Origin of the sequence: Neobacillus sp. NPDC093127, from assembly GCF_044754175.1 — a bacterium.
Lineage (GTDB): Bacteria > Bacillota > Bacilli > Bacillales > Cytobacillaceae > Neobacillus.
Window position 1 is genome coordinate 526,868 of record NZ_JBIVOP010000001.1, and the last position, 26,332, is coordinate 553,199.

Annotated in this window: 33 protein-coding genes; 7 read left to right on the forward strand and 26 right to left on the reverse strand. The window is 38.9% G+C overall.

Annotated elements, in window-relative coordinates:
• A complete protein-coding gene (locus ACIQCO_RS02565) occupies positions 1–213 on the reverse strand; it encodes a biotin/lipoyl-containing protein (RefSeq protein ID WP_400425556.1) in 213 nt (70 codons plus the stop codon).
• Positions 214–227: 14 nt separating this feature from the next.
• Positions 228–1,565 carry an acetyl-CoA carboxylase biotin carboxylase subunit gene (locus ACIQCO_RS02570; RefSeq protein ID WP_400425559.1) on the reverse strand — a complete coding sequence of 446 codons (1,338 nt, stop codon included), beginning with the start codon at positions 1,563–1,565 and terminating at the stop codon, positions 228–230.
• Positions 1,566–1,800: 235 nt separating this feature from the next.
• Here ACIQCO_RS02570 and ACIQCO_RS02575 point away from each other — a divergent pair, with 235 nt between their 5' ends.
• Positions 1,801–2,274: an N-acetyltransferase gene (locus tag ACIQCO_RS02575; protein WP_400425561.1), complete on the forward strand. Its 474-nt coding sequence runs from the start codon at positions 1,801–1,803 to the stop codon at positions 2,272–2,274.
• A 45-nt stretch (positions 2,275–2,319) separates the two neighbouring features.
• On the opposite strand, the gene ACIQCO_RS28195 is transcribed toward ACIQCO_RS02575, so the two are convergent.
• The 4 genes from ACIQCO_RS28195 to ACIQCO_RS02600 all read right to left on the reverse strand — a co-directional run bounded on the left by ACIQCO_RS28195 (position 2,320) and on the right by ACIQCO_RS02600 (position 4,685).
• Positions 2,320–2,949 (reverse strand): RsfA family transcriptional regulator, encoded by a 630-nt coding sequence (locus tag ACIQCO_RS28195; protein WP_483873592.1) that lies wholly within the window; start codon positions 2,947–2,949, stop codon positions 2,320–2,322.
• A 76-nt stretch (positions 2,950–3,025) separates the two neighbouring features.
• On the reverse strand, positions 3,026–3,781 hold the full coding sequence (locus ACIQCO_RS02590) for an enoyl-CoA hydratase/isomerase family protein (RefSeq protein ID WP_400425564.1): 756 nt from the start codon (positions 3,779–3,781) through the stop codon (positions 3,026–3,028).
• 118 nt (positions 3,782–3,899) lie between these two features.
• Positions 3,900–4,073, reverse strand: coding sequence for a 50S ribosomal protein L32 (rpmF, locus tag ACIQCO_RS02595; protein WP_024029176.1), 174 nt, complete (start codon positions 4,071–4,073; stop codon positions 3,900–3,902).
• A gap of 90 nt (positions 4,074–4,163) precedes the next feature.
• Entirely contained in the window at positions 4,164–4,685 is a 522-nt protein-coding gene (locus ACIQCO_RS02600; protein WP_400425567.1) for a YceD family protein, read from the reverse strand.
• Between the two features lie 236 nt (positions 4,686–4,921).
• Between ACIQCO_RS02600 and ACIQCO_RS02605 the strand changes: the two genes are divergently transcribed.
• Positions 4,922–6,136, forward strand: a complete 1,215-nt coding sequence (locus ACIQCO_RS02605) for a nucleotidyltransferase (protein ID WP_400425570.1) — start codon at positions 4,922–4,924, stop codon at positions 6,134–6,136.
• Positions 6,137–6,165: 29 nt separating this feature from the next.
• Here ACIQCO_RS02605 and ACIQCO_RS02610 read toward each other — a convergent pair whose 3' ends face one another.
• Together ACIQCO_RS02610 and ACIQCO_RS02615 are read right to left on the reverse strand one after the other, a co-directional pair.
• Positions 6,166–7,185, reverse strand: a complete 1,020-nt coding sequence (locus ACIQCO_RS02610) for a SepM family pheromone-processing serine protease (protein WP_400425572.1) — start codon at positions 7,183–7,185, stop codon at positions 6,166–6,168.
• A 7-nt stretch (positions 7,186–7,192) separates the two neighbouring features.
• Positions 7,193–7,972 carry a patatin-like phospholipase family protein gene (locus ACIQCO_RS02615; protein ID WP_400425575.1) on the reverse strand — a complete coding sequence of 260 codons (780 nt, stop codon included), beginning with the start codon at positions 7,970–7,972 and terminating at the stop codon, positions 7,193–7,195.
• Positions 7,973–8,216: 244 nt separating this feature from the next.
• Between ACIQCO_RS02615 and ylbJ the strand changes: the two genes are divergently transcribed.
• A complete protein-coding gene (gene ylbJ / locus ACIQCO_RS02620; RefSeq protein WP_400425578.1) occupies positions 8,217–9,431 on the forward strand; it encodes a sporulation integral membrane protein YlbJ in 1,215 nt (404 codons plus the stop codon).
• A gap of 27 nt (positions 9,432–9,458) precedes the next feature.
• Here ylbJ and coaD read toward each other — a convergent pair whose 3' ends face one another.
• The 7 genes from coaD to ACIQCO_RS02655 form a co-directional block, all read right to left on the reverse strand.
• Positions 9,459–9,944 (reverse strand): pantetheine-phosphate adenylyltransferase, encoded by a 486-nt coding sequence (coaD, locus tag ACIQCO_RS02625; RefSeq protein WP_400425580.1) that lies wholly within the window; start codon positions 9,942–9,944, stop codon positions 9,459–9,461.
• Between the two features lie 12 nt (positions 9,945–9,956).
• Positions 9,957–10,517, reverse strand: coding sequence for a 16S rRNA (guanine(966)-N(2))-methyltransferase RsmD (rsmD, locus tag ACIQCO_RS02630; protein WP_400425922.1), 561 nt, complete (start codon positions 10,515–10,517; stop codon positions 9,957–9,959).
• A gap of 345 nt (positions 10,518–10,862) precedes the next feature.
• Complete coding sequence (locus tag ACIQCO_RS02635) at positions 10,863–11,138, reverse strand: YlbG family protein (RefSeq protein WP_400425583.1); 276 nt, start codon at positions 11,136–11,138, stop codon at positions 10,863–10,865.
• Positions 11,139–11,419: 281 nt separating this feature from the next.
• On the reverse strand, positions 11,420–11,863 hold the full coding sequence (locus ACIQCO_RS02640; RefSeq protein WP_400425586.1) for a YlbF/YmcA family competence regulator: 444 nt from the start codon (positions 11,861–11,863) through the stop codon (positions 11,420–11,422).
• Positions 11,864–11,922: 59 nt separating this feature from the next.
• Entirely contained in the window at positions 11,923–12,369 is a 447-nt protein-coding gene (locus tag ACIQCO_RS02645) for a hypothetical protein (protein WP_400425588.1), read from the reverse strand.
• Positions 12,370–12,470: 101 nt separating this feature from the next.
• The gene (locus ACIQCO_RS02650) at positions 12,471–12,710 is read right to left on the reverse strand and encodes a YlbE-like family protein (RefSeq protein WP_400425591.1); all 240 of its coding nucleotides are present in this window, start codon (positions 12,708–12,710) and stop codon (positions 12,471–12,473) included.
• Positions 12,711–12,729: 19 nt separating this feature from the next.
• Positions 12,730–13,134, reverse strand: a complete 405-nt coding sequence (locus ACIQCO_RS02655; RefSeq protein ID WP_400425594.1) for a YlbD family protein — start codon at positions 13,132–13,134, stop codon at positions 12,730–12,732.
• A 71-nt stretch (positions 13,135–13,205) separates the two neighbouring features.
• On the opposite strand from ACIQCO_RS02655, the gene ACIQCO_RS02660 reads away from it, so the two are divergent.
• Both ACIQCO_RS02660 and ACIQCO_RS02665 read left to right on the forward strand, forming a co-directional pair.
• The gene (locus tag ACIQCO_RS02660; protein ID WP_400425597.1) at positions 13,206–13,766 is read left to right on the forward strand and encodes a PaaI family thioesterase; all 561 of its coding nucleotides are present in this window, start codon (positions 13,206–13,208) and stop codon (positions 13,764–13,766) included.
• Positions 13,767–13,786: 20 nt separating this feature from the next.
• A complete protein-coding gene (locus ACIQCO_RS02665) occupies positions 13,787–14,146 on the forward strand; it encodes a hypothetical protein (protein WP_400425600.1) in 360 nt (119 codons plus the stop codon).
• A 17-nt stretch (positions 14,147–14,163) separates the two neighbouring features.
• On the opposite strand, the gene ACIQCO_RS02670 is transcribed toward ACIQCO_RS02665, so the two are convergent.
• A complete protein-coding gene (locus ACIQCO_RS02670; RefSeq protein WP_400425603.1) occupies positions 14,164–15,114 on the reverse strand; it encodes a CAP domain-containing protein in 951 nt (316 codons plus the stop codon).
• A gap of 468 nt (positions 15,115–15,582) precedes the next feature.
• Positions 15,583–16,017 carry a CBS domain-containing protein gene (locus ACIQCO_RS02675; RefSeq protein ID WP_400425606.1) on the reverse strand — a complete coding sequence of 145 codons (435 nt, stop codon included), beginning with the start codon at positions 16,015–16,017 and terminating at the stop codon, positions 15,583–15,585.
• 188 nt (positions 16,018–16,205) lie between these two features.
• Between ACIQCO_RS02675 and ACIQCO_RS02680 the strand changes: the two genes are divergently transcribed.
• A complete protein-coding gene (locus ACIQCO_RS02680) occupies positions 16,206–16,565 on the forward strand; it encodes a YugN family protein (protein ID WP_400425609.1) in 360 nt (119 codons plus the stop codon).
• Positions 16,566–16,605: 40 nt separating this feature from the next.
• On the opposite strand, the gene ACIQCO_RS02685 is transcribed toward ACIQCO_RS02680, so the two are convergent.
• From ACIQCO_RS02685 to cyoE, 7 genes are all read right to left on the reverse strand, one after another.
• Entirely contained in the window at positions 16,606–17,070 is a 465-nt protein-coding gene (locus ACIQCO_RS02685; protein WP_400425612.1) for a DUF420 domain-containing protein, read from the reverse strand.
• A gap of 106 nt (positions 17,071–17,176) precedes the next feature.
• Positions 17,177–18,082 carry a cytochrome c oxidase assembly factor CtaG gene (gene ctaG, locus ACIQCO_RS02690; RefSeq protein ID WP_400425615.1) on the reverse strand — a complete coding sequence of 302 codons (906 nt, stop codon included), beginning with the start codon at positions 18,080–18,082 and terminating at the stop codon, positions 17,177–17,179.
• Positions 18,083–18,211: 129 nt separating this feature from the next.
• Entirely contained in the window at positions 18,212–18,547 is a 336-nt protein-coding gene (ctaF, locus tag ACIQCO_RS02695; protein WP_066084992.1) for a cytochrome c oxidase subunit IVB, read from the reverse strand.
• A gap of 4 nt (positions 18,548–18,551) precedes the next feature.
• Positions 18,552–19,181 carry a cytochrome (ubi)quinol oxidase subunit III gene (locus ACIQCO_RS02700; RefSeq protein ID WP_400425619.1) on the reverse strand — a complete coding sequence of 210 codons (630 nt, stop codon included), beginning with the start codon at positions 19,179–19,181 and terminating at the stop codon, positions 18,552–18,554.
• Entirely contained in the window at positions 19,181–21,049 is a 1,869-nt protein-coding gene (gene ctaD / locus ACIQCO_RS02705; protein ID WP_400425622.1) for a cytochrome c oxidase subunit I, read from the reverse strand. The genes ACIQCO_RS02700 and ctaD overlap by 1 nt, the downstream gene beginning before the upstream one ends.
• 31 nt (positions 21,050–21,080) lie before the next feature.
• Entirely contained in the window at positions 21,081–22,151 is a 1,071-nt protein-coding gene (gene coxB, locus ACIQCO_RS02710) for a cytochrome c oxidase subunit II (protein WP_400425625.1), read from the reverse strand.
• 108 nt (positions 22,152–22,259) lie between these two features.
• Positions 22,260–23,198: a heme o synthase gene (cyoE, locus tag ACIQCO_RS02715; RefSeq protein WP_400425637.1), complete on the reverse strand. Its 939-nt coding sequence runs from the start codon at positions 23,196–23,198 to the stop codon at positions 22,260–22,262.
• Between the two features lie 508 nt (positions 23,199–23,706).
• Between cyoE and ACIQCO_RS02720 the strand changes: the two genes are divergently transcribed.
• Entirely contained in the window at positions 23,707–24,615 is a 909-nt protein-coding gene (locus ACIQCO_RS02720; RefSeq protein WP_400425641.1) for a COX15/CtaA family protein, read from the forward strand.
• A 46-nt stretch (positions 24,616–24,661) separates the two neighbouring features.
• Here the strand turns inward: ACIQCO_RS02720 and ACIQCO_RS02725 are convergent, their stop codons facing one another.
• Positions 24,662–25,870, reverse strand: coding sequence for an FtsW/RodA/SpoVE family cell cycle protein (locus ACIQCO_RS02725; RefSeq protein WP_400425644.1), 1,209 nt, complete (start codon positions 25,868–25,870; stop codon positions 24,662–24,664).
• A gap of 175 nt (positions 25,871–26,045) precedes the next feature.
• A complete protein-coding gene (locus ACIQCO_RS02730; protein WP_400425647.1) occupies positions 26,046–26,327 on the reverse strand; it encodes an Fpa/YlaN family protein in 282 nt (93 codons plus the stop codon).
• Positions 26,328–26,332: the final 5 nt, after the last annotated feature.

The following is a 26,332-nucleotide window of genomic DNA, read 5'->3' on the forward strand; positions in this document are numbered from 1 at the left end:
CTATTCTAAGACAATGAGAACGTCGCCTTCATTGACAAAATCACCGATCGTAACCTTCACTTCTAATACAACGCCTTCTGTCGCGCTTTCAATCGGAATTTCCATTTTCATCGATTCAAGCATTAACACTTCTTGACCTGCACTCACTTGATTACCTTTTGCAGTAAAAACATTCAATACCGTTCCTGCCATCGATGCTGTGATTTCTTTCATGTTTCTCTCTCCTCTTATTTCACTAATTTTTTTGTTAAAAAGCTTGTCGTATACGATCCATTTTGGAAGTCTTCATTGGCTAGAATCTTTAAAAAAAGTGGTGCATTTGTTTTTATTCCTTCAATTTTCACACCGTTAAAGAAACTTGCTGCTGCTGTTAATGCTTCTTTCCGTGTTTGACCATGAAATATACATTTGGCAATCATCGGATCATAAAACGGGGTAACAGTTCCCCCCTCCTCGTAACCCGCATCAATCCTTACTTCGCCACTTTGATTCCAGTTTAGCGTAGTGATTTTCCCTGGTGATGGTAAAAAGCGGACAGGGTCTTCCGCATAAAGACGAAACTCAATCGCATTTCCTGATGAAACAATCGCTGATTGTGGCAAAGGTAATTTCTCACCCCTAGCCGTAAGAATTTGCCATTTGACTAAATCAAGATTCGTAATCATTTCCGTTACTGGATGTTCCACCTGCAGTCTTGTGTTCATTTCTAAAAAATAAAAATTTTCTTCCTCATCGACAATGAATTCAATCGTTCCTGCATTCGTATAATTAACGGCACGCGCTGCCTTTACAGCCGTTTCGAACATTTTTTGTCTTACAGTTTCCGAAAGAAATGGCGATGGTGATTCCTCGACAACTTTTTGATGTCTTCTTTGAATCGAACAATCCCGCTCAAACAGATGAACGATATTCCCATGGTTGTCACCAAATACCTGAACTTCAACATGCCTGGCATCAGCAATATATTTCTCTATAAAAACCTCATCTGAACCGAAATAGGTCATTGCTCGCGACTTTGTCGAATCATAAGACTTAACGAGCGCTTGCTCATTTTCACAAAGCACCATTCCAATCCCGCCGCCGCCGCCACTTGCCTTCAGCATGACCGGGTAACCGATTGATGCTGCAAGGCCGCAAGCCTCCGCAATAGTCTTTAACCCGGAGCCGCTTCCGGGCACTACTGGTACTCCCGCCAGTTCCATTGTTTGGCGCGAGACGATTTTATCTCCCATTAATTCGATGGTTTCGGGATTTGGTCCGATAAACATAATTCCATCTTTGAGTGCTTGTTTTGCAAATGCGGCATTTTCAGATAAAAAGCCATATCCTGGATGGATGGCATCCACGTTTTCGCTTCTTGCAATTTCTATAATTTTTTCTGCCTGCAAATAGGATTTATTAACAGGCGGCTCCCCCACACAAACCGCCTTAGAAGCCGCTTTCACAAACGGCATTTCCTTGTCAGCTTCGGAATAAATCGCAATCGTTTCAATTCCCATCTCCTGACAAGTCTTAATGATCCGCAGCGCAATTTCCCCTCGATTGGCAATTAAAATTTTTTGCACACTTTTTCCCCTTTCATACCCCTTTTGTTCCATCATTAATATGTTTCTACATCATTCCCCGAATTTCCTGCAAAATTTGAAAACGCTATCAGAGTTTATAGGAAGAATTTTTTCTATTTTTGTTATATAATGATATTAATTCGTTTTGAAAAATGCAAAAATTATTCACTTCATGTTATTCAGAAACAATCGCATATAGACAAAAATATGAGGTAATTATTTTAGGAGGATGGCTATGGGAGTAAAAGTGGAAAAACTAAAAGTAAATTTTAAAACACTCGAAGAGTTTAAAAAGTTTAAAGAATATGGGATTCAAGAGTTATCAATGCTTGAGGATCTTGAAGCAAATATGGTGGACAATGATAGTGAATCACCGTTTTACGGAGTTTATTTCGGGGACAAACTAGTAGCTCGCATGAGTTTATATCAAATTAACGCTAAATTTGACCGCTATTTCTATCCGCCGCAAAATTATTTAGAACTATGGAAGCTTGAAGTGTTACCTGATTATCAAGGTAAGGGATATGGCAAACAGCTTGTTGAGTTTGCGAAAAGCTTCGGCTTGCCAATCAAAACAAACCCAAGAGTGAAATCAAGCGGTTTTTGGGAAAAAATGGATTTCAATAATGTAGAATATGACATGGAGCGTGACCGTGGAGAAAATCCACTTGTCTGGTATCCAGATGGTGTCGAAGCACAGCATCATTAATAGAGGAACAAAGTAAAAAGCGGACAAAGAAGGGTCCGCTTTTTACTATTTTTCCACTCTTTCAAGATTGCCGTTTTTGTCCATTTGAAATTTTACCTTTTGTTGTCTGTCCTCATCTTGGAGGACAACCATCTTCCGAGCTCTTTCCATAATTTCAATTAAAGAGCGGTAATCCTCTTCGATTGCCTTTAAATTTTTTGCAAGTCTTTCATTTTCCGCAGCCAAATAAAAAGTTTTCTTCTCCAGCTCTTTGATTTTTTCCGAAGATTTCTTCCTATCCTCTTCAATGCTAGATGAGTTTTCCGCTCGTTTTTGAAGTCCTTCTAAAAAATGAACGACTGCGGGGAAGGTGATTGTACTGCCCTGCTCACATCCAGGCGGCGACGATATCATTTCCACTTGATCTTCTACTTGAATAGGCTCTGCTTCCACTGGGCTTGCTTGCTTCTTCAACTCTTTACGCTGTTTCTTTGCAAGCTCAATTCCTGATTTATATTGCTTTCTTACATATGAGTTCCAACGGAAACCGCAGGCTGCCGAGGTTCTTGATAGCTGTTTGCCTACTTCCTCAAAAGCTTGCAGCTGCGTTCCGCCTTCGCGGATATAGCGGAGCACCACTTCAGCAAGCAGCAAATCTTCATCTTGTGACCATGCATCTTGTCGGGTTGGTGACATCAGTTCATCCCTCCTAGTGTTTTTATAATACATATGCATCTACTAGAAAAGATAGACTCAAACAAGGGTTGTCTTTTTAATCTTTATTCATAAATCGTTTGACATAATCATGATGGGCATCACTTTCCCAAAGTAATGCACAATTTCTTACCTCTTCCTCTATTCTTTCGCGCAGCTTCGTTTCCTCCCACTTTCGAGTCCATATTCTTTTATAGGACTGCAGGACTCTTAAATCCTTAGCTAAGATCTTTTCAAGATATGCTTCACACGACTTTAGCGCATCTTTTTCGAATAGATCATCAATAAAGCCGGATGCTTTTAATTCTTCTGCTGTTTGCAGTTCAGCATCCATTAGCATTTTCATTGCGTTTGCTGCCGGGAGCTTTTCTGCAAGGATAGCCCCACCGCCCCATCCAGTGGTTATCGCCTGCTTTCCTTGGACAAAACCTGCTTTAATTCCATTTCGCGCAAGACGAAAATCGCAGGCTGCAGCAAGTTCACAACCGCCCCCAACAGAGGTCCCATTCATGAGTGCTATGGTCGGAATCGGTAACGTAAGGAGCGAATAAAGAATGGCAGCCATCTTTGAAAGCATAGAGTAGGCTTCCTCTTTAGTGTGCAGTCGATGAAAAATGGATAAATCTCCTCCAGAACAAAAAGCATGCTCCTCTTCTCCAGTAATTATCAGCGCCTTACTATCAGCTTCAGAAGCTCTTTTTATCGCCTCTTCTAAACCGTTCATCACTTCATAATTAATAGCATTTCTTTTTTCACTTCTTGTAATTGTAAATAACACATAACCCTTATCCCGTTTTTCAATGGTAAATGACAATTTTATTCGTCCTTTCATTAGGGAATAATTTCAAAGTTCAAGTGTTGAAAGTATGTACGGAAACGACAAAAGCACAAGGGCTATTATCAGCTCCTTGTGCTTTCTATCCTAACAGAAATTAGTCGTTTACAACGTCTTTTCCTTTGTATGTTCCGCAAGCTTTACATACGCGGTGAGCAAGTTTCATTTCACCACAGTTTGGGCAGCTTACCATACCAGGTACGTTTAATTTAAAATGAGTACGACGTTTTCTCTTTGCAGTTTTAGAAGTTCTTCTAAAAGGTACAGCCATTCTTCCCACCTCCTTAAAGAGTATTAAGAAAGGAATGAAGGCCAGGGATACTGGTTCTTCACTTTGCTTCTTAGTTTTTGCCGATTAGATTTACGAAGAAGAATTGTTTTCGTCAAAAAACTTAGCAAGGCCTGCTAGTCTCGGATCAACCTTTTTCACTTGATCTTCTTCATGGACAACTTCCCAATCCTTACCGGATTGCGGTGCAGCCCCTTCAGAATCGACGTCTTCGCAAAACACTTGCATCGGAACCTCAAGTAAAAGAATTTCACGAATGATTGGCATTACATCAATCACGTCACCTTTTACTTGATGCGCTTCCTCTTCAGTTTCATAAACTGAACCTTGTAAGAGGAACGTTTCAGTTGTTTCGACATTAATTGGAAGTTTAACATCCACTAAAGTACGAGAACAAGGAAGAATTAAATGACCTTCGATTTTTAAATGGAATGTCACTTTCGTTGAATCAATATCTCCACGACCCCTAATGTGAATCGGAGAGACTTCCCGAATGGATGGATCGATTTCGATAATCTCATCTACCCGAATCGTTTCATCAAGCAAAAAATCCTTGTTTCGATATTTTTGTAATTGACTTAATGTCCATTTCAATTGAATCACCCCAAGGCAACAAAAGTAATTATAGCCTTCGTTAAAATTTTTGTCAATGTTTTTTCTTTACACCTCGTCAGGTGATTTTTAAAAAGGCAATTTGAACAAACGTTATCCTAATACTAGTTTATCCAGAACCACTTTTTACAAACATCTACAACATCTTATCATAAAAATTGATTGGTTTCTTTAAAATTTTGCTATAATGGTAATAATTTTTAATGAAGGAGATTAGTATGAGAGCTGTTGGCCTAATTGTCGAATATAACCCCTTTCATAACGGACACGCCTACCATTTAGAGGCTTCGAAGGATGCAGCAAAGGCCGATGTTGTGATTGCGGTCATGAGTGGGGATTTTTTGCAGCGCGGGGAACCCGCACTTGTTTCCAAATGGTGTCGCACAAGAATGGCGCTATTAAATGGTGTAGATATTGTTTTTGAACTTCCCTACCGCTTCGCAGTACAAAAGGCAGAAACCTTTGCAAATGGGGCCGTCTCGATACTTGATGCAGCCGGCTGCGAATCGATATGCTTTGGGAGCGAAAGCGGAGATATTTCTGCCTTTTATCAAACAATTGATTTTTTAAGTGAACAGCAAAAACCATTAGACAATCATATCAAACAATTTATGGATACAGGTGTCAGTTACCCCAAAGCCGTATCACTTTCATTTCGGCAGTTACCAGATTGGGAACGATATTTGGATTTAGCAAAACCAAATAATATCCTGGGCTTTCAATACATAAAAGCTATCAACCAGCAAAAAAGCCCAATAAGACCCTTGACGGTCGCTCGCAAAAACGCAGACTATCATGATCAAGATTTTGCTTCGGAAACGATAGCAAGCGCAACAAGTATCCGTAAAGCGATTTTTTCAAATGAAGATGGTAAAACGGAAATTGACCAATATGTACCTGAGCCAAGCAAACAATTGTTACAACAATATTTACACGAAAATCAAACGTTTCATCAATGGGAAAATTATTGGAGCTTCCTTCAATTCCGGCTCATTCATAGCAGTCCTGATGAGCTGAGACAAATTTATGAAGTGGAGGAAGGGCTTGAGCACAGATTACTAGCCGCAGCTCTAGTGTCCAATAGCTTTCAAGAATTTATGCAAAAAATAAAAACGAAACGTTATACATGGACAAGGCTTCAAAGATTATGTGTTCATATATTGACAAATACAAAAAAGGTAGAAATGGCTGGAAATATAGAAAAAGCCTCCTATTTAAGACTATTAGGAATGACATCAATAGGAAAAGCATACTTGAATAAGAGAAAAAAGGAGTTCAGCCTTCCCCTCGTTTCTAAACTATCGTCCTTTAAGGAAAAAGAAATACTACTGGATGTAAAAGCAGCACGAGTTTATTCCCAAGTCATCCCGAATCAGTTAAAAAATGAAATGATTAAGCAGGAATACAAGCAGCCGCCAATATTGGTTGAGTAAAAAAGATGGTGCGATAGGCACCATCTTTTTTACTTCTTAGGCAGCTTTTCTAAATAATGAACTGCTTCATCGAAACTATCTATTGGAACAATCTTCATTTTTGTCTTAATATCACGAGCGGTCTTTACGGCAGCCTGGTAGTTAGAATTCTTGACCCCTTTTTCATTCGGAGCTAAAAAGAATTCCGCTCCTGCCTTGTCAGCGGCGACAATTTTTTGTTCAATCCCGCCAATAGGTCCCACAGTCCCGTCAACATCAATCGTGCCTGTTCCAGCAATTTGGTAGCCTTTCGTTAAATCATCTTTCGTTAACTGGTTATAGATTTCCAAAGTAAACATCAGTCCTGCAGATGGGCCGCCAATTGTATCTGTCTTTACCGTAACCTTTGGATCGACAACAATTTCCTTATCATCTACTAATGAAATGCCAATTCCAACCCTTTTAGGGTCCTCTTTAAACGGCTGAAGACTCAAGGTAACATTTTTTGTTGCCTTATTTCGAGTAAAGGTTAATTCAATCTTATCTCCGGCTTGTTTTTTGCCCACATAGTTAATGAATTCTTCTGAGGAAGGGAGTTGATGCCCATCAACTTTGAAAATCCGATCACCTGCTTGAAGCTTCCCTGCGGCGGGCATATCGGAAATCACCTGCATGACGTAAATTCCTTTATAATTATAGTCTACAGGTACACCGGCTTTCCGGTAGGCGACCTCTATCGCATTCAACTTCGAGGCGGCCATCAGATGGAGCTGCCTGACATTGTACTCTTCTTCAGTCTCTTTTTTATTTAACACCAAATCCAATGGATAAATTTCCTCATATTTTTGCATCTTTGCTTCTAAATAGGAGTAAATATTAGCCCTGCCCATTCTTACAGTTGTAAGCATAAAGCTTCCTTCATCCTTATAGCCATTTTCCACCGTTATAATCGGTCCAAGCTCTTTTGCCATTCCCGGTTTTGATACATAATAGGGCAATGAATAATTCATCGCCCCTATTAAGATGATGGCAAGCAATACGAAGGATCCTATATATATTTTTTTGCGCATTGCACGTTTACCCCTTCCACTGTTCAATGACGGTTTCTATTTGCTTTAGTTTTTTTTTAGTTTCTTCCTGTCCAAGGTTGATAATTTCCTCAATATTGGTGAAGGCTCGCGAGCTATAAACATCGACAGGGGGACGGATCATCACTTCGGCAGTATTCTCTCTGCTGTTGACGATTTCCGTTTGCATAATGTCAATACTCTGAATGATGACATCGTAAATTGAGGTAATTTCGGCGTTACGTTTTACCATTGAAACATCTACGGCAATAACAATATCTGCACCCATTTCTTTCGCGACAGAAATAGGAACACGGTCAGCAACACCACCGTCCACCAAGAGCCTCCCCTTATATTTTTCCGGCACAAATATACCAGGGATAGAGATGCTTGCTCTTACAGCTTCAGCGACTGGCCCCTCTTTGAAAACAACCTTTTCCCCTGTTAATAAATCGGTTGCAACAATGCCAACTGGTATCGATAAGTTTTCAATGTTTTTTCCATGTGTAAAAACCTTGATAAATTCCTTCACTTTCTTTCCTGAGATAAAGCCCATTTTCGGAACGGTAAAATCCAAAAAGTATTTCCTTTTAAAGGCGGTTGAAAATTTATATAGCCGGTCCAAGTCGATGCCCGCCCCATAAAAACTGGCAACAAGTGCCCCCATGCTGCTGCCAGCAATTAGATGAATCGGAATTCCCGCATCTTTCAAGGCGATAATGACTCCTAAATGAGCAAACCCTCGTGCACCACCCGAACCAAGTGCTAAACCTATTCTAGGGTGCTCCATATTCGCTACCTCCAATTTATTCATCCATAGAATCTTTGCTTACTCATTCAATCTTATGGTCTAAAATAACCTTCTATGAGTATATTTGTGTTATATGGGACAAGGTGAAATTCGGAAGTGCCAATACGTTTCAGCTAGATAGTGTTTTCCGAGACCGCTAAAAGAATATTTCCTATTTTACCATTCAATTATTGGATTTGCACAATTTGAACTAGTCTATCCCCTTGGAAGGAGGTCCCCTTCATTGTTTCGCTCAAAACTAAAAACTGTTCTTTTATCCACATCCGTCACTATTTTGGCAGTTTCACTTATTTTGTTCCCGCAAGAGTCATTAAAGGCCTCTGTCCGCGGTCTCGATATGTGGTGGGAAATCGTCTTCCCTTCTTTGTTACCTTTTTTTATTGTTTCTGAAATGTTAATCGGCTTTGGGGTTGTTAGGTTCATTGGCGTTTTGCTGGAACCCCTCATGAGACCGCTTTTTAAGGTGCCTGGTGTGGGGGGATTTGTATGGGCAATGGGGATGGCCTCAGGGTTCCCAGCCGGCGCCAAATTTACAGCTAGATTACGCCAGGAAGGCCAATTAACACAAATTGAGGCTGAAAGGCTCGTTTCTTTCACAAATTCTTCAAATCCCTTATTTATCTTCGGAGCTGTTTCAGTAGGATTCTTCCATAATCCCCGTTTAGGTCTTCTCCTCGGATTAGCCCATTATTTAGGGAATATATGCGTTGGCATCATCATGCGTTTTTATGGGAATGAGTCACAAGTCGAAACCAGGGAAGGAAGAAAAAAATTTAAACTAAGAGCGGCTGTTTCCGCACTGCATCAAACTAGATTAACAGACAATCGGCCTATCGGTAAACTTCTGGGTGATGCTGTCAATTCTTCCATTCAAACCTTGTTAATGGTCGGTGGATTTATTATTCTTTTCTCGGTTGTGAACAAACTTCTTTATCATTTACATATTACTGCTGCTCTTGGAAAATCGGTTGAAATGGGTCTCTCCTTTTTATCATTTCCGGAAATGTTAAGCATTCCATTTATTTCGGGATTATTTGAAATTACCTTAGGAAGCGACCTGACAAGTCGTGTAGAAGCTGCGACACTTCTGCAACAGGCAATGATTACAAGTTTCATCCTGGCCTTTAGTGGTTTTAGTGTCCAAGCACAGGTTGCCAGCATCCTCGCACAAACAGATATCAGGTTTCAGCCCTTTTTTATCGCGAGAATTATGCATGGTATTTTTGCAAGCTTGTTAGCTCTCATCCTCTGGAAACCAATATACTTGCGCTTTAGCAGCTATGAGCAGCCCTCCAATGCCATTCCAGTTGTTTTTTTTGAGGATGGGTCATGGGCGAATCATTTCTACCACAAGATGTTAGAGCTGGGTCCCCTTATTACCATCTTTTCTTTGTTAGTCTATGTGTTTATTTTGTTTCATCGATTAAAAAAGAGCTAAGCAATCGGATTGCTAGCTCTTTTAAAATTATTTATGCACAAATTTTTTCTGTAATTCCTTTTCAACAATCGGCGGGACGAGGGTTGATATGTTCCCGTTGTACTTCGCAACCTCTTTCACTATACTGGAGCTTAAAAAGGAATACTGGTTATTCGTCATGATGAAAAAAGTTTCAATTTCCTCATTGAGTACCCTATTCATCGATGTAATTTGCATTTCGTACTCAAAGTCGGAAACTGCCCGCAAGCCCCGAAGAATGGCATTTGCTTTGACACTTTTTGCATATTCGACTAGCAAGCCTGAAAATTCATCCACCATTACGTTTGGAATATCCTTGGTCACTTCTTTAATTAAACTAATTCTTTCCTCAACAGTAAACAGCGGATTTTTTGCTGAATTATTCAGAACAACAACATATACCTTATCAAAAACCTGTGCCCCTCTGCGAATGATATCTACATGGCCATAGGTAATTGGATCAAAACTCCCTGGACAAACAGCAATGCTTGACAAAATGTCTCCCCCTTAATCTCCATTGTTTCGCATATAAATCGTCACAGCAATAACTCCATACCTTTCGTGTTTCATTTGCTTAAATCGACCAGCCATTTGCGGTAATCCGACGTCAAAACTATGCTCACAGACAATAATTCCGTTAGGTTTTACTAAATCATGGTTATCGATTTTCTCCATCAAACTGACCAGCTGTTGTAATTTATAGGGCGGGTCCAAAAATATGTAATCAAAGCTCATTTCTCGTTTAATAAGCGCCTTCAATGCTAGTCTTGCGTCGTTACGATAGACCTCTGTTTGTTCTTCAAATCTACAGGCCTGAATATTTTCATGGATCACTTGAATCGCTTTTGCATCACGATCAACAAAAATAACCTTGTCCAATCCACGGCTTAATGCCTCCAGACCTAATCCCCCGCTGCCGGCAAATAAATCTAAGCCTATTCCCCCGTCAAAATAAGGTCCAATCATATTAAATAATGCTTCCTTTACTTTATCCGTAGTCGGCCTGGTTGAATTTCCAGGTACCGCCTTAAGGGGTCTTCCTTTACAAACTCCTGACACCACTCTCACTAACATATCACCACATTTTTTTATTAAATCCCATTTCTTTATCCATCCTATCATAATTTACAAAAAGTACACAAATCAGTTGAAAAAAAAACCCTGCAGAAAAATTCTGCAGGGTCCTTCCACATCCTCATAAAGGATAGAAGGCAAAGGGAGAGGAGAAACCGGAGGAAGAACTTATGGGGAAACGTAAGTCTTCTCCGCGGTTGGCAACAACATCCTCGAATTGATGTTGTTACTAACATTATTTCCACAACCAAAAAGCTTATACGTACTTTTAATAAATTTTCCCGCTCAAATAAATATTTCATCACAGCAAAAAGGTGAGGCTCAGGGGAGCCCCACCTTTTAAATACCCATTTTATAATCATATTCCTTCGCTTTATCTGGTGCTGAATTCTCATATTCCATTCTTAAGAATGGTTTATAGGAGGGTTCTACCTTTTTTACAAATGAAAAGGAATTTAACTTTTCCATAATTCCCTCTAGCTCTTCTTGATTGCAATATAAGACGACGTATTTCAGCTTTTTTGACACGTAATGTACATTTCCGAAGCGCCTTAGCATTTTAGCTTGTTTTAATGAATAAAGCCAAACAACTAATCCTTGCCTTTGAACAAACATACTTTTTTCCCCTTCAGCAAAACCATCATTTTACATAAGTTTAGCATATTAAAACAAACTTTATCAATTCAAACTTTTTTGCTGCTTTTCTTGAAAGATAAGAAAGGATAAATTTTTGACTTTGAGAATTGTCCAGCTCCAGCGCCCTAGCGGCTAGTGTCCTTCGCTCTCCGCCCTACGATAAGTCAACATCGAATCGCTTACGCTCTTCGTGTTTCCTTTATCTCAGTTGGAGCGCTCCAGGCCATACGCCGCTGAACAGGGCGCTTGCGCTTTTCTTATCACCCGCAACCGCAGCTTCCTCCGCCGCCGCAGCCGCTGCCATGACTAGACTTCGTATCGAAAAATGGGTTGCCTGTTGGTACCTTAATATGGCTGGAAACTGCGCCGCCAACCAACATACTGATTTCATCCAAGAGGCCTTGCAAATCATTTTCAGCTATCTTAAACTCGGCAACAAGGGGATCTAAATCCATTTCCCGTTTAAATTCGCGAATTTGCATCATGACCCGTTTATAATCAGGGTGGTATTTGCCAAAGCGCTGAACCTCTTCATAAAGTTCCTTTAGGTTGACGAATTGCTTTATCTTCCGCTGTGTTTCCTTGTTTTTTCTCATTTTATATAAACAAATTTGGTATTGTTCTGCTATATCGGATTCTAAGACCATCCTGGCTAAGTATTCAGCATTTTCCAATAGTTCGATTCTCTCTAACGTAGCAAGCATGTACGCCCACCTCCAAAAACATTTTAACATTAATAATTGGAGAAAGCGAAAATTACCTTTTACTTAGGGATATTTACCATAAATTCTTTTGCTAATCCGTATGGTTCATTATTTAATTTAACAACTTCGAGCTTTAATTTGTGGCTTCCCGGTGATAGTCCTTTAATAATAAAGGCTGCTGCGGAGGCTTCAGATGTTCTTTTCCCATCGATCCAAACAACCATTTTGCCAACCTTTTCCTTAGTGCGGTCAGATTCACGGAAGCTAATTCCGGTAACGATACACTCGACCATCACTTGACTTCCTCTTGTTTTATGGCTCACGATTAAAGACGGTATTTCTTTAGAATTTTGGTTATAAACCGGTAAAATTTCGAACTGGTTCTTATTTGTTTGTTCAATTATCACGACTTTTGGTTTCGTTTCAGGCTTTGGCAAATCCTTTTGACATCCTATTGCGATTCCCATTAACAGTAAAATTAGAGCTTTAGGAATTACCCCTTTCACACCAATCACTCCTTCTTTCCAGTATTGTTCGCCTCCTTTATATTTTTTAGTCTTGTTACGTCATTAAAAAAAGGCCACATCTGCTTGAATGTGGTCCTTTGTTAATTTTGAGTCTTCATTACCTGAAACATTTGATACATCATATTCGCCATTTGGACGCCGCTTGAGAATTTCTCGACCTGATCAGGAATCGTTTTTTTGTAATAATGTAATGATGCAACTTCAAGAGACTGTATATCATATGGATTTCTTGACAGCTTCCGATACCAGTGAGGCTGTTCCCGTAAAAATTGCTTTAGGTCCTTCTGTTGTCCTATATACTCTAGTACTTCTCTTCGCATCGGTTAAGATTCCCCTCCATTAATCTTTTCTAAATACAAAGGGATTCTTTGGCCCTTCTGGCGGCTTTACGGCACCTGCCGTTGGATTACCCCCTTGAAATTGTGCGATAACACCCTGAATAGCTCCTAACGCCTGACTTAAGTTAGTAATATGATTTTGCATTTGATTTGGATCCATTTTCTTGACCATTCCCATGATATTGGACATCCAATCACCCTTGGCCTCGGTGTTGGTTTCAGGTTCTGATTCAGTTTCTGTTCCAATTGATTCCCAGCGCTTATCTTCCTCGCCTAATAGGTACCAATCTTCATATAATTCTTGCCAGGTCGCCTTCCCTTTCCGAACCTCTTGGATGACTTTCGGATTATTCTTTACGAATTCTTTGAACTTTAGCACGGAAGGGTGCAATTTTTTTTGCGTCATACTTTTCACCTCTGCCCATATTCATCGCCAATAATACAATATGTAGGAAATGGAGAAAGGTGAAAACTCAAATGGATACGAAAATATTTATAATTATCCTTGTGAATGGTAAGATAGCAAAAGAAAACGAAATGAAAGAGGTAAAGGGAATGAAAGACGAATTACGTCAATTATTAGAATCATGTATCGAAAATGGCTCTGAGATAGATTTAAATGCTCTCTCCTGCCTATTAGGAGCAGTCCAAAAGAAAATTAATCGAAAGCAGAGCACGTTTATTGATGGGATCCTCCAAATGGAAAGAACGATGGACCAAGAATCTTGTGAGATTACGATTCCGATTAATCCGATTATTAATAATAATCTAAACATTATTCATGGCGGGATTACCGCGACGGTTCTGGATACTGCGATGGGAAGCTTAGTAAATTACCTGCTTCCCGAGGGCTTTGGAGCTGTAACGAATCAGCTAAATATCCATTACATCGCACCGGGAATAGGCGAATCACTCCGCTGTAAAGCTGAAATTATTCATAAAGGAAGTAAAACATATGTTATATCCGGGGAAGCTTTTCGTAGTGATGGGAAAAAAATCGCCTATGCAACAGGGACTTTTTTTATCATTAAAAAATAAATCGAGGGGTCTGATCGATAATGGTCACCGCGATTGTTATCCCAATCATTTGTTTATACTTTTTTTGGCTGACTAGAAAAGAAATGAAGGAACAGGATGAGAAATGGCTTGCTGTTGGTAATGTAAGGGAAGAAGCCGTTTTAACAGGGAAAATTAAAAGTATTGTGGAGGATAAGCAACGGTTTTATTACCATCGTTACATATTTGTACAGACAATTAACCTCCAAACAGACACAAAATTAATTACCGCCAAAAAGGTAACGCCGATTGTTAAAGATATAAAAATCGAGTCGTTTTCTGTCGGGAAAGTAATCCTTGTTTATGGCAGCTGGGAAGGAAACAAATTTATATTTAATCATTATGAAATGGAAAAAAGGTGACAGGATTGTCACCTTTTTTATGGCTCCACTTTTTGAATAAAGTTTTGTGTGTAGTACTTTTGAAATACCCCTACTCCAAGATGCGAATAATCCTTATTTAATAATGTTTCCCGGTGACCTTTACTATTCAGCCAGCCTTCCACAACAGCCGGCCCATCCGTATATTTTGCTGCAATATTTTCACCAGCAGCCACGAAGTCGACTTGCGCTGCCTTTAATCGAGTGTCGAGGTCGCCGAATTTCTTGGATGTATGGGAAAAATCATTGTTTTCAAACATATCCTTGCTATGTCCAAATGCGACTTCAGCCGTAATCTCGTCCCATATCAGTGGTTTTAGGTTATGCCTCATTCGTAAAACATTGGTAATATCAAAAATTTCCTTTGCCGTACCGTATTCAATAATTTTCCACGTATCCTCACTTGGTGCAGGAGGCTCAATTAATTCACCGCTGTAGACAAGCTCATATGGTCGTTGTTTAATCAATGTTTGTGTGTTCAAAAAACGCACACTTGAAAGGTTCCCAGTAAACTTATCAATATAGAGCTGAACATAAATATCACCTAATTGAACCATTGGACGAAGGTTTAGATCGTTATCGTTCAGTTCAAAACGATAGGAATTTCCGTTTATATCAAGATTTATATTTGTATCGATATATTGGGTATTAAATATTTCCTCCACAGGCTGTCCGATTTCAAATGGAGCAACATCCAGACTTTCTCCAACAGCATAAATCGTTACAACCAGCTTATTTTCAACACCTACCTGAACATAATGGCTGTAGTCCTGATTATAAATATACCATTGAAAACCATACATCGATTCATCAATCCGTGCTGGTGTGCCAAGTTGTTTTTCTAAAGCTGTGATATCTTGTCCGATTAATAATGCTAATCCCTCTTTTGGTTTTTCAGAAACAGTTTTTTTGGTTGGCTTATTATCGGACGCAGGTAAAGATGGCTTCATTTCCGAAGTATGATCTTCCCTTATCAAAACATTATTTTCATTTTTTTCATTTATGTTAACATAAAAACCAATTGTTAAGAAAATTACCGAAAGTATCAGAATTCGACTAAGTGTTCGCAGAGGTCTACACCCTCTCTATTACTTTTCTATCATTTAATAGATGATAAAATAATTATATCATCTATATCATGATTAGTAATAGTCATTAACGAAATAAAACAGGTACAGTGTGTACCTTGTTTATGGAAAGGCTGTGTTAAAAGGGAATGTTGATTTCCGTTCCAGGCGCTTCGCTTTCCGCGGGGCGGGCGGTGAGCCTCCTCGGCGAATTGCGCGCCTGCGGGGTCTCACCTGTCCCGCTGCTCCCGCAGGAGTCTCGCGCCTTCCACTCCAATCAACATTGTGATCAAGATCAACAATATTCTTTAACACAGCCTATTAAAAAAACTATTTTAGTGAATCTGTTTTTTAATGTTGAACACCATTATAATTTTGTTCGGATATTTCCGACAGTGCTTCCTTTGCCTGGTCGTCGGTTAATTCATTAATGGCAAAATCACCAAGTGAAACGATTCCAATTAACTTACCATCGTCAACAATTGGTAATCTTCGGATTTGATGCTCCGCCATTACCTTTGCCGCTTCTTTACTAGAGGTATCTGGCGTAACAGTTATCAGGTCGTTACTCATGATCGCTTCTACTTTTGTTGAACCGGGGTGTTTTTCTGCAACGCCTCTTATCACAATATCTCGGTCTGTAATCATTCCAACTAGTTTATCTTGATCAACAATTGGTATGGCACCCACATTTAGTTCCTTCATTTTCACGGCAACTTCAAAAACATTATCTAATAATGTACAGCACTCAATCTCATCAGTCATAATATCACGAATTGTTCCCATTGTATCGCCCCTTTTTTTTAATCGCTATTAACAATTTATAGGGTTTCCAAGGATGATTGTTTTATTCGCTTCATGAATCCATTGCAAGTTGTAACATTTTCAACTATTATTAAAATGAATTATACTTGCTGTACTATCAAAAATGGGTAACATAGTGATAATGGCAATCGTTTTAGGAGGGATTTTTGATGAAATTCGAGAATACGGGTATTGAAAAGTTAAAGGCAGATTTAAACCGTTTAGATGAAGTAATGGAAAAACACGGTTTAGTACGTGCAGGTCAATGGGACTACGAACGTGTTACATATGATCGCAAGTTTGAATTAAAAGAAGGTGTATTTTACCTCCGGGTTCAAGGTTATGCGCTTGAAGGAGACGTTGATACTTTCAAGGCAACGATTCAATTAATGACACCATTCCTAGGAAAGCATTATTATCCGCATGGCGTCGAATATGGTGAAGGTGAAAACTTCCCGACTTCTCTTGTAAACTCTTGTAAAAAGATTCTCGAGACAGTGAAAGAAGAAGTTAGCCAATTTGCACTATAAACACAGAAAAGACGCATGAATATTTTCATGCGTCTTTCAATTATAGTCCGAGAATCGCTTTTATCATTGATGTGGTCTCTCCGCCTTTGTAGAACACATATAATAATAAATAAACAACCACCCCAGTAATTGCAGTAAAGAACCAAATGAAACTCGTTATCGGGCCAAGCTTGCGGTGGATGGACAGTTTATTTTTATATCCTGTCAGTAACGAAACAACCCCGAATACCGCTCCAATGGTAGCTAACGTGATATGAAAAACTAAAAAGATGGTGTAATAGATTTTGATATTGTCCGGACCGCCAAAAGCAGTATTCCCGATAAAAATAGTCCGTGATGCATAAATAATAAAAAAGATAAGAGCAAAAACAGCGGCAAAAAACATCGTCTTTTTGTGGGCTTCAATTTTCCTTTGTTTTATTTGCCACCAGCCAATGGCTACCGTTATGGCACTTAAAACAATGAAAGTAGTACTTATCGTTGGTAAAATGGGTAAAGAATTCATTCAAATTTCCTCACTTTAATATATTCTCCCTTAATATTAATCCAGTTCCCTATCTTTATCAATTAATTCCGATAATCCGTTAAAAAAACCTCCATACAAATGGAGGTTATTCTGCAGGTGTTGGATTTAAGAAATTGTTCATTTCTCGTTCTGAGTCTTCCTGATCTTTACGATACCATTCAAAAAATACTTGGGCTAACACAACAGCATAAATGATTTCCTGAATAATTTTCATCACTACACCGCCTAGCCTTTGGTCATCGACCAATGACATCGAGCTAAACAACTCTGGTCCACTTAGATTCAAATTTGAAAATGTGGAAGGTCCAACACATAAACTCATAACCTGACCCCAAACTTCCGGGTCATGATAGGTTGCATATAATGAAGAATCTGAAAAAATAATCAGTGCACAAGCGGGTGTGATTAACATACTGTTTGCGAATAAAAAAGCTACTTTTTTAATTCCGCTTAATGGCTTATATTCCGGAAGAGGGCTGATTAATGACCACCACATACAAATTGCCGCCACGAATAAAAGGAAAGAATAGCCTCCATGGTAAAAGCGATTTTGCATGATATGATCAAAAATTAGCGGTATATGGTAGAAAGAAAAAAGACCATTAAATAACAGAACTGCGATAACTGGCTTGGTAAATAAGTTGAATAAAGCATTAAGAACGTTAATTTTTAATATGCTTCTCCAAAGCCATGCTGGAATCCCTTTAATGAACAATGGCGGCAGCAATAATACTAGGACAACCATGGTTATTCCATGGACCCAAAACATTAAATGTCCCATTAAATCCAGCGGAGAGCCTTTAATAGCATAAAGAATAGCCATCGAAGTTAAAAACAATGAGGCTTGTTTTACAGTTAACGGCTCACTACCATGAAATCTTGTTCTTAATTTAACGGTAATGAAAAAATAGGCAGCTATAACTGCAAGTATAAATAATAAAAAATACGGGCTCCAAAGGGCTTTAAAACCAAAAATATTTAATGTAAGCACCAAATCTCACCTCGAAATATAGTAAAAGAATCCTGTCTTCATTATACCCATTAAAAAAACAGTAAGCAAAGATATGGTATTTACCTTCTTAACAAAGAAAATCGGCAAAACGCCGATTTTCTTTTGGACTTACCACCAAATGATGGTAACAAATGTCAATACAGTAAGCATTGCAACTAACACTCCAGAAAACAAAAACAATTGTGGAGCTTCATGACCTTTATGGCTCATATGCATGAAATAAAACAACTGAAACACTACCTGTACGACCGCTAAAAGCAAGATAAACGGCACGGTAAACCATGAGGTAAAACCCTTCATTGCCACTGAAGCAAACGCAATTAAGGTTAGGAAAATCATTAACGAAAACGAAACAACTTGATATCTCATTTCCTCCGCATTCTTGCGGCGGCGATATTCAATGTCAACACTTGGGTTACCTGAATTTAACTGTTGATTTGTCATCAGTTCATCCCACCATTCCCATTAAATAAACTACTGTAAAGATAAACACCCAGACTACGTCGATAAAGTGCCAGTAAAGACTTGCGACATAAAACTTTGGTGCATTGTAAAGACTTAAGCCACGTTTAGAGTTGCGGATCATTAATGATAAAATCCAGCATAAACCAAAGGCTACGTGTGCACCGTGAAAACCAACTAATGTATAGAAGGCAGACCCGAATGCACTGCTTGTAAAGGTATGCTTATATGTGTGCACATAATGGCTAAACTCATAAACCTCAGTCCCAAGGAAACCGAAACCTAATAATACCGTTAGCCCTAGCCAAACCATCATCTTTTTAAACGCAAAGTTTTTCATGTGATACATTGCATAAACACTTGTTAACGAACTTGTTAAAAGAAGCATTGTCGCGACAAATGTTAATGGTAAATCAAATAAATCCTTTGCTAAAGCCGCTTCGGTGCTTGGAACCTTATCCTTTAATGCAAGGTAGGTAGCGAAGAGAGAGGCAAACAGGGTTGTCTCTCCCCCTAAGAATAACCAAAATCCTATGAATTTATTTTTTGCCTCAAGGGTTGTTTTCTCCGGCGCAGCAGGCCATTTTTCATGCGTCATTTTTTCTTCAGCGTGCATTATGCCTTAACCCCCTTCTCAGTATCTTCTACTAAGTCTTCCTTGTGGATATGGAAGCCATGATCATCTTTAATAGAACGTAAGAACATTGATCCAAAGGTCACGAGTAAGCCCAAAATGATGACTGGGAGTCCCCATGAATAATCTTTATGATACATCGCTCCGAAAGCGGCAATAAATAATCCAAACGAAATCATAAACGGAATGAATGACGCATTCGGCATATGAATATCGCCTAGCGGTTCAGCCGGTGTCATGCCTTTTTTACCAGCCATTTTCTCTAACCATAAAGCATCTAACCCGCGAACAAGCGGCAGCTGCTTGAAGTTGTAAAATGGCGGTGGTGATGGAATTGCCCATTCAAGTGTTCTTCCATCTCCCCATGGATCGTTACCCACTTTAACATTTTTCACTTGTGTCATTATGATGTTATAGAGCAGTACAAGAACACCGATTGACATAAAGGCGGCACCAATTGAACTTACCATGTTAGAGGCATTGAATCCCTGCCCAGGAAGGTAAGTAAACACTCGGCGCGGCATTCCCCAAAGACCTAAGAAATGCTGGATAAAGAATGTTAAATGGAAACCAATAAAGAAGAACCAGAAGGTAATCTTTCCTAATGTTTCATTTAACATCGTACCAAACATTTTCGGCCACCATAGATGGGTAGCTGCAAGAATCGCCAATACAACACCACCAACAATAACATAGTGGAAGTGAGCAACAACAAAATACGTATCATGATACTGGTAGTCGGCAGCTGCCGTCGCAACCATAACCCCTGTTACCCCGCCGCATACAAAGGATGGGATAAAGCCGAAGGCATAATACATTGGCGTCGTAAACTTAACACTGCCGCCCCACATCGTAAACAGCCAGTTAAATATTTTAATACCAGTTGGTACACCAATCGCCATTGTAGCAACTGCGAATATAGCATTAGCAACCGGCCCTAAACCAGTTGTGAACATATGGTGAGCCCATACCATGAACCCTAAGAAACCAATTAACACGGTTGCAAAGACCATGGATGAATAACCAAATAGACGTTTTCTGGAGAAGATAGCGAAAATTTCCGAGAAAATACCGAAAGCCGGCAGTATCAAAATGTAAACTTCAGGGTGACCGAAGATCCAGAAAAGATGTTCCCAAATTACAGTGTTACCACCCATTGCCACTTCGAAGAAATTAGCGCCGAATAAACGATCAAACATCATTAATGTCAAGCCGACAGTTAATGGCGGGAAAGCAAATAAAATCATCGCTGAAGCAACAAAGGTAGACCAGGTAAATAACGGCATCCTCATATACGTCATACCAGGTGCACGCATATTAATAATCGTTACCAGGAAGTTTATTCCACCTATCAGCGTTCCAAGACCGGCTATCTGCAACCCGAGGACATAGAAGTCAACGCCATGACCTTTAGAATGAATCGCAAGGGAAGCATATGATGTCCAGCCTGCATCTGGTGCTCCGCCTAGAAACCATGAAAGGTTAAGGAATATTCCACCGAAAAAGAATAACCAAAATCCAAGTGCATTTACAAACGGAAATGCTACGTCACGAGCACCAATCTGAAGCGGCATAACCGCATTCATAAAGGCAAATAAAAGCGGCATGGCTGCTAAGAAAATCATCGTTGTTCCGTGCATCGTAATAATTTGATTAAATGCTCCAGCACTTACAAAATCATTGTTTGGCACTGCAAGTTGAATTCGGATGAATACAGCCTCAAGTCCGCCGACAACGAAGAAAAATCCACCTGCAATAAGATATAGGATGGCAATTTTTTTATGGTCAACTGTTGTTAAAAAGTCCCATAACGTTCCGCCAAATCCCTTTTTTTGAGCAATGGTACTCACAATTTTACCTCCCTTTCAACCAATTCCCCTATTATTCCTGAACCTTCAAGCCCATTAAATACTCTGCTAATGCGTCGAGCTCTTGAGGAGACATCTCACCATATTTTCCAGTCATCAAGTTGCCTGGTTTATAGGGTTCAGGATTACTGATCCACTGTTTTAATTTTTCTTTATCATGTTTTAAAATACCGGCAATCCGAGAGCGGTCACCAAAGTTGGTTAAGTTTGGCGCTTGTCGCGCAGTATCAGGCATTTTGTTTTCAGGTGTCACAGCATGACAGCCGATACAGCTTTTATTAAAAATATCTTGACCTTGAACAGCCAAATCACTTTGTGCTTTTTGCGGTTCTTTTATATCCTGCATTGCCGTAACCCACGCATCGAACTTATCACGGCTGATTGCTTTTACTTTAAAGTCCATCAATGCGTGTGATGGACCGCAAAGCTCAGCACATTTTCCATAGAAAAGGTTTCCAGCTTCATTTGAACGCTTGTCATCAAACTCTAACCAAAATTTATTGATATTATCCGTATTGGTATCTAATTTACCACCAGCGGCTGGAATCCAGAAAGAATGTTTTACATCTAATGATTTAAGGTTAAAATAAACTCTTTCATTCGTTGGAACAACCAGTTCCTGGCTTGTTACCAGCTTCTGACCTGGATATTCAAAATCCCACCAATATAAATGGGAACGAACATTAATAACAAGAGCTTTTGAATTTTTCTTCTCCATTGGTGAAACATCTGCAAGGTTAAATGTAGCAGAAACAGTTGGAACAGCCAGGATTAAGAGTAAAAGAATCGGAATAGAGGTCCATAGAATTTCTAGTTTATGACTTCCTTCCACCTGTTTAGGAATTGTTTCATCGTTATCATCTTTTCGTCTAAAGCGGAAAAAGATGATCACAAAAATAATCATTACGACAAGGATTACCCCGACCATAACATACGTACTTAGCTTCATTAAATCAAATTGCATATCTGCAACTTCACCGGCAGGCCTTAACGCCGAAACAAAATTTTCACCGCGGCATCCGGAAAGCACAAGCGCTAAAACCGCAAATAACGATAATAGGCGCCATTTTGCAAGCCTTTTCATAGCTAAATCAAACCCCTCTTTCACTTTTAAATTGTAAATTTTTTCTGGTTGATCAAAGAAGTATGTAGATTATTCTTTTCCAGTACAGAAAAGAATCGTGAAACAAAACTAAATTAATGTAACAATGACCATCGCCACAAAAATAATAGTTAAATATTGCAATGAATAAACAAACATTAGTTTTGCCCACTTAATGTCATCTTTGATCTTATATCCATAAATCCCTAATGCAAGCCAGCCGATATTTAATACGGTTGCAAGAATTAGAAATGGGATTCCTAAGTTGGTTAGAAAAAATGGGATTGGCAATAGTGCCGCAACCCAAACTACGATGTGGATTTTAGTTGTTTTAAAACCCTTCACTACAGGCAGCATTGGCACTCCAGCTGCTCTGTATTCTTTTACTCTCCTCATGGCGAGAGCGTAAAAATGCGGAGGCTGCCAAACAAACATAAGGACAAACAATGCCCATGCCATGATATCAAGGTTTGCATCTACAGCAGCCCAGCCGATTAGCGGCGGCACTGCGCCTGAGATGCTTCCAATAATGGTGTTAGAAACCAACTGCCGCTTAGACCATAACGTGTACAAGAAAACATAACTAAAAACTCCAAGCAGTCCAATTACTGTTGCAGTCATCGTTGTAAAGAATAAAAACAGTGTTCCCAGTCCAATCAAGATAATACCTAAGAGGAGAACTTTCACAGGAAGCACTTTTCCAGTAACTGTTGGTCTTGCTTTCGTTCTTTCCATTAAATGATCAATATCTCGATCAACATAATTATTTATAGCACATGACCCTGCAATGATTAGGGAAGAACCTGCAACCGTAAAAAACACGATATCTAAATTATTTAGGAAGCTTTGACCAGTAAAATGAAGTGCAAGCCATAATCCAGTAAAAGTGGTTATTAGATTTGAATTAACAATCCCAATTTTGATTAAGGCCGTAAAGTCTTTCAATAAAGAGGTTTTTTCTATTGTAGAGTTCAGGCTTCCAGCACCATTTTCTATGGCTGCTTCTCCATAAGCCTTAGAGTTGGACATTTATTTCTCCTCCTAATCCTTATTAACAAATATTCACCATTTGAGGGTTATCGATACTTAATTGTCCGTTTTAAAAAAATATAGTGATTTATAAAACACTTTCTCTGTATATTAAATCACACTTTCCGATATTTTTGTGAACTTTTTTTGAATAATTTTTGACTAAATTGTGTCTGAAAATTTCTTATCTTTCATTATCGGATTTTAGACCGGCTAATTTGGAAAAATATAAGCAATCCTACAAATAATAATCCTTCTATTAATATTACTAACAGACTATGATGGAAGTTTCAACGTTTTCCACTATAATAATAGTGGAAAATAAACGTTATCGAGTAGTCTATCTTCGGCTTTAATTTACCTTGCAAAATTTAAGCTGAATTTCTGTTCTTTTCCTTGGGAATTCGTTATGATGAGTAGGTACTTTTTATCCTTCTACTTTTTTCTCCATTATACTGTCAAGATTTTTTTTTGACAAATTATCGAACTTTTATAAGAGGTGAGTTTTTTGCGACGTTCTTTGAAGTGGCTGGCGATTGCGACCACCATCGGAATGATAATAGTTTTACTTGGCGGGGCATTAGTTACAAAAACTGGATCAGGGATGGGCTGTGGGAGATCCTGGCCTTTATGCCATGGTAAATTTCTTCCATTAGAAATATCCCCGGAGTTAGTCATTGAGCTTGCACACAGACTAGTTTCAGGGGTAGTAGGAGTCTTGGTTCTCATCCTTTCGATATGGTCCTGGAAGGCGATTGGACATATTAGAGAAACCAAATTCCTTTCCTTTCTCTCGTTTTTCTTTTTACTTTTACAAGGTTTAATTGGGGCGGCAGCAGTAAAATGGGGACAATCAGGGTTTGTCCTTGCCCTGCATTTTGGCATTTCGCTGATTTCATTTGCATCAGTATTTTTGCTGACATTGCTTATATTTGAAATTGATAAGAAGTTTGATGCAGAAAAAGTTTATATTGATAAGAGAATGGGCTTTCATATTATCGGTGTTTCCATCTATAGTTATCTGGTCATTTACACGGGGGCATTGGTCCGTCACACAAAGGCAAGCCTCGTTTGCCGTGATTGGCCTTTATGCTTAAATGACGCCCCCTCCTTACCTGCTAACATGTATGAATGGGTGCAAATGGGACATCGGGCCGCAGCGGGTTTAATCTTTATCTGGATAACTTACATTTTTATTTTGACCATTCGCCGTTACAAAGAGCAAAAGGTTTTATATTGGGGATGGATTATCTCTTTCATTCTCGTTTCATTACAGGTTATTGCAGGTGCTTTCATTATTTTCAGCAGATTAAATTTGTACATCGCACTAATGCACGCCTTCTTTATTACTTGCTTGTTTGGTGTATTAAGTTATTTTCTCTTGTTATACTCAAGGTCAAAAAGAAATCATCGATAAAAAGGCTGCCGGGTTACACCCGGCAGCTAATTTTTTTCATTTAACATTAAATATAGAAAACCTTTCCGTCTCGCTGTTGTTTCTTTTTGTTCTCTTGTACCTGTTTAGTTTTGTATGTTTTTTCATATTTCGTAAACATCGAAACATTTACGAGAATTCCAGCCGCGGCAGCAAGCATTAACACCGAGGAACCGCCGTAGCTGATAAATGGCAGCGGTACACCTGTAAGCGGAATAACTCCTGATATCCCCCCCAAATTGATAAATGATTGAATACCAAGCATACTAGAAATCCCTATCGCAAGCAGGCTCCCAAAAGGATCCTTACATTGTAAACCAATATAAATTCCTCTTAAGACGATATAAGCCAAAAGAATAATAACGAAGCTTACTCCCCAAATACCTAATTCTTCGGCAATGATTGCCATAATGAAATCTGTATGTGCTTCAGGCAAATAACCGAGCTTTTGGATGCTTTTTCCTAAACCAAGACCATTGACACCACCTGAACCAATAGCGATGTAGGAGTTGGCTAAGTGAAAGCCTGCATCATTTACGAGTTCCGGAGCAAAAGGATTATCTAAGACAGCAAATCGGTTTGCACGCTTCTCAGAAAGTATTTTATCTTTAGCAACAAAAACAATCGGCAGGAGGACAATAAGAGCCATGATGATTAATTTCGAAATACTTTTAAAATTCATTCCGGATGCAAAAATAATGGTGACCGCAATTACGGCGATAATAAAGGCAGTACCGTAATCAGGCTGTAATATAATTAAACCGCAAACGATAAACAGAAATACTAATGGAGGCAGGACTCCTTTATTAAATTGATTAATATATGCCTGCTTTTTTGCGTAAACAGCAGCCAAATAGATGATGACAATAAGCTTTACAAACTCAGATGGCTGGATTTTAAACGGACCAATTTGATACCAGCTTTGTGCACCGCCGGCGACATGTCCAAAAACATCCAAGCCTAAAAGACCAAAAATAGATATACAAACCATTGGGGCGAGAAACCATTTTGTAAATTGCATCATTTTATATGGAACAATTGCACAAAAAATAAAGACAAAAGAAGAAGCTAATAAAAACAATTTTTGCCTTTGATAATAGAAATCACTTGGCTTTTTATAATATTGAACAGTCCATGCCATGCTGGCACTGTAAATCATAACTAAACCAAAAGCACATAAAAGGATAATAGCTATAATTAACGTATAATCATATGACTTCACTATTTTTTTAATCATTTAGGTTGTCCTCATTTTCAAAATTGATAAACTCTACTCTATTATAATAGAAAACGAATGATATGACTTGAGGAAAGTTTATTTGTTATAAAAATTTAATAAAGAATATTCTGATATCTAAGTTAGAAAATAAAAAACTCAAACAATTCATCGTTATTGTTTGAGTTCATTTTTCTTATTTTCTTAAGGATGCATCATGAAGCGCAGATAATTCACTCTCTAATTGATCTAAAATCGCTTTTCCATCCTTACCATCTATTAAGCCTAAACGGACAGCAAAATCTATTTCTCTCGACAGGCCAAACATTTGTGTATCCAACACCTCTTCATAAAGAGGGCATTGAGGCATCGTGAGATTGTCCATTTGTACTTTGATAAGCTTTAATATCTTTTCAGCGTCAGCCTGCAATAAGGCATAGGCTTTTTCCTGGTGATTCACGATTATTTCAGACGCCAACATTA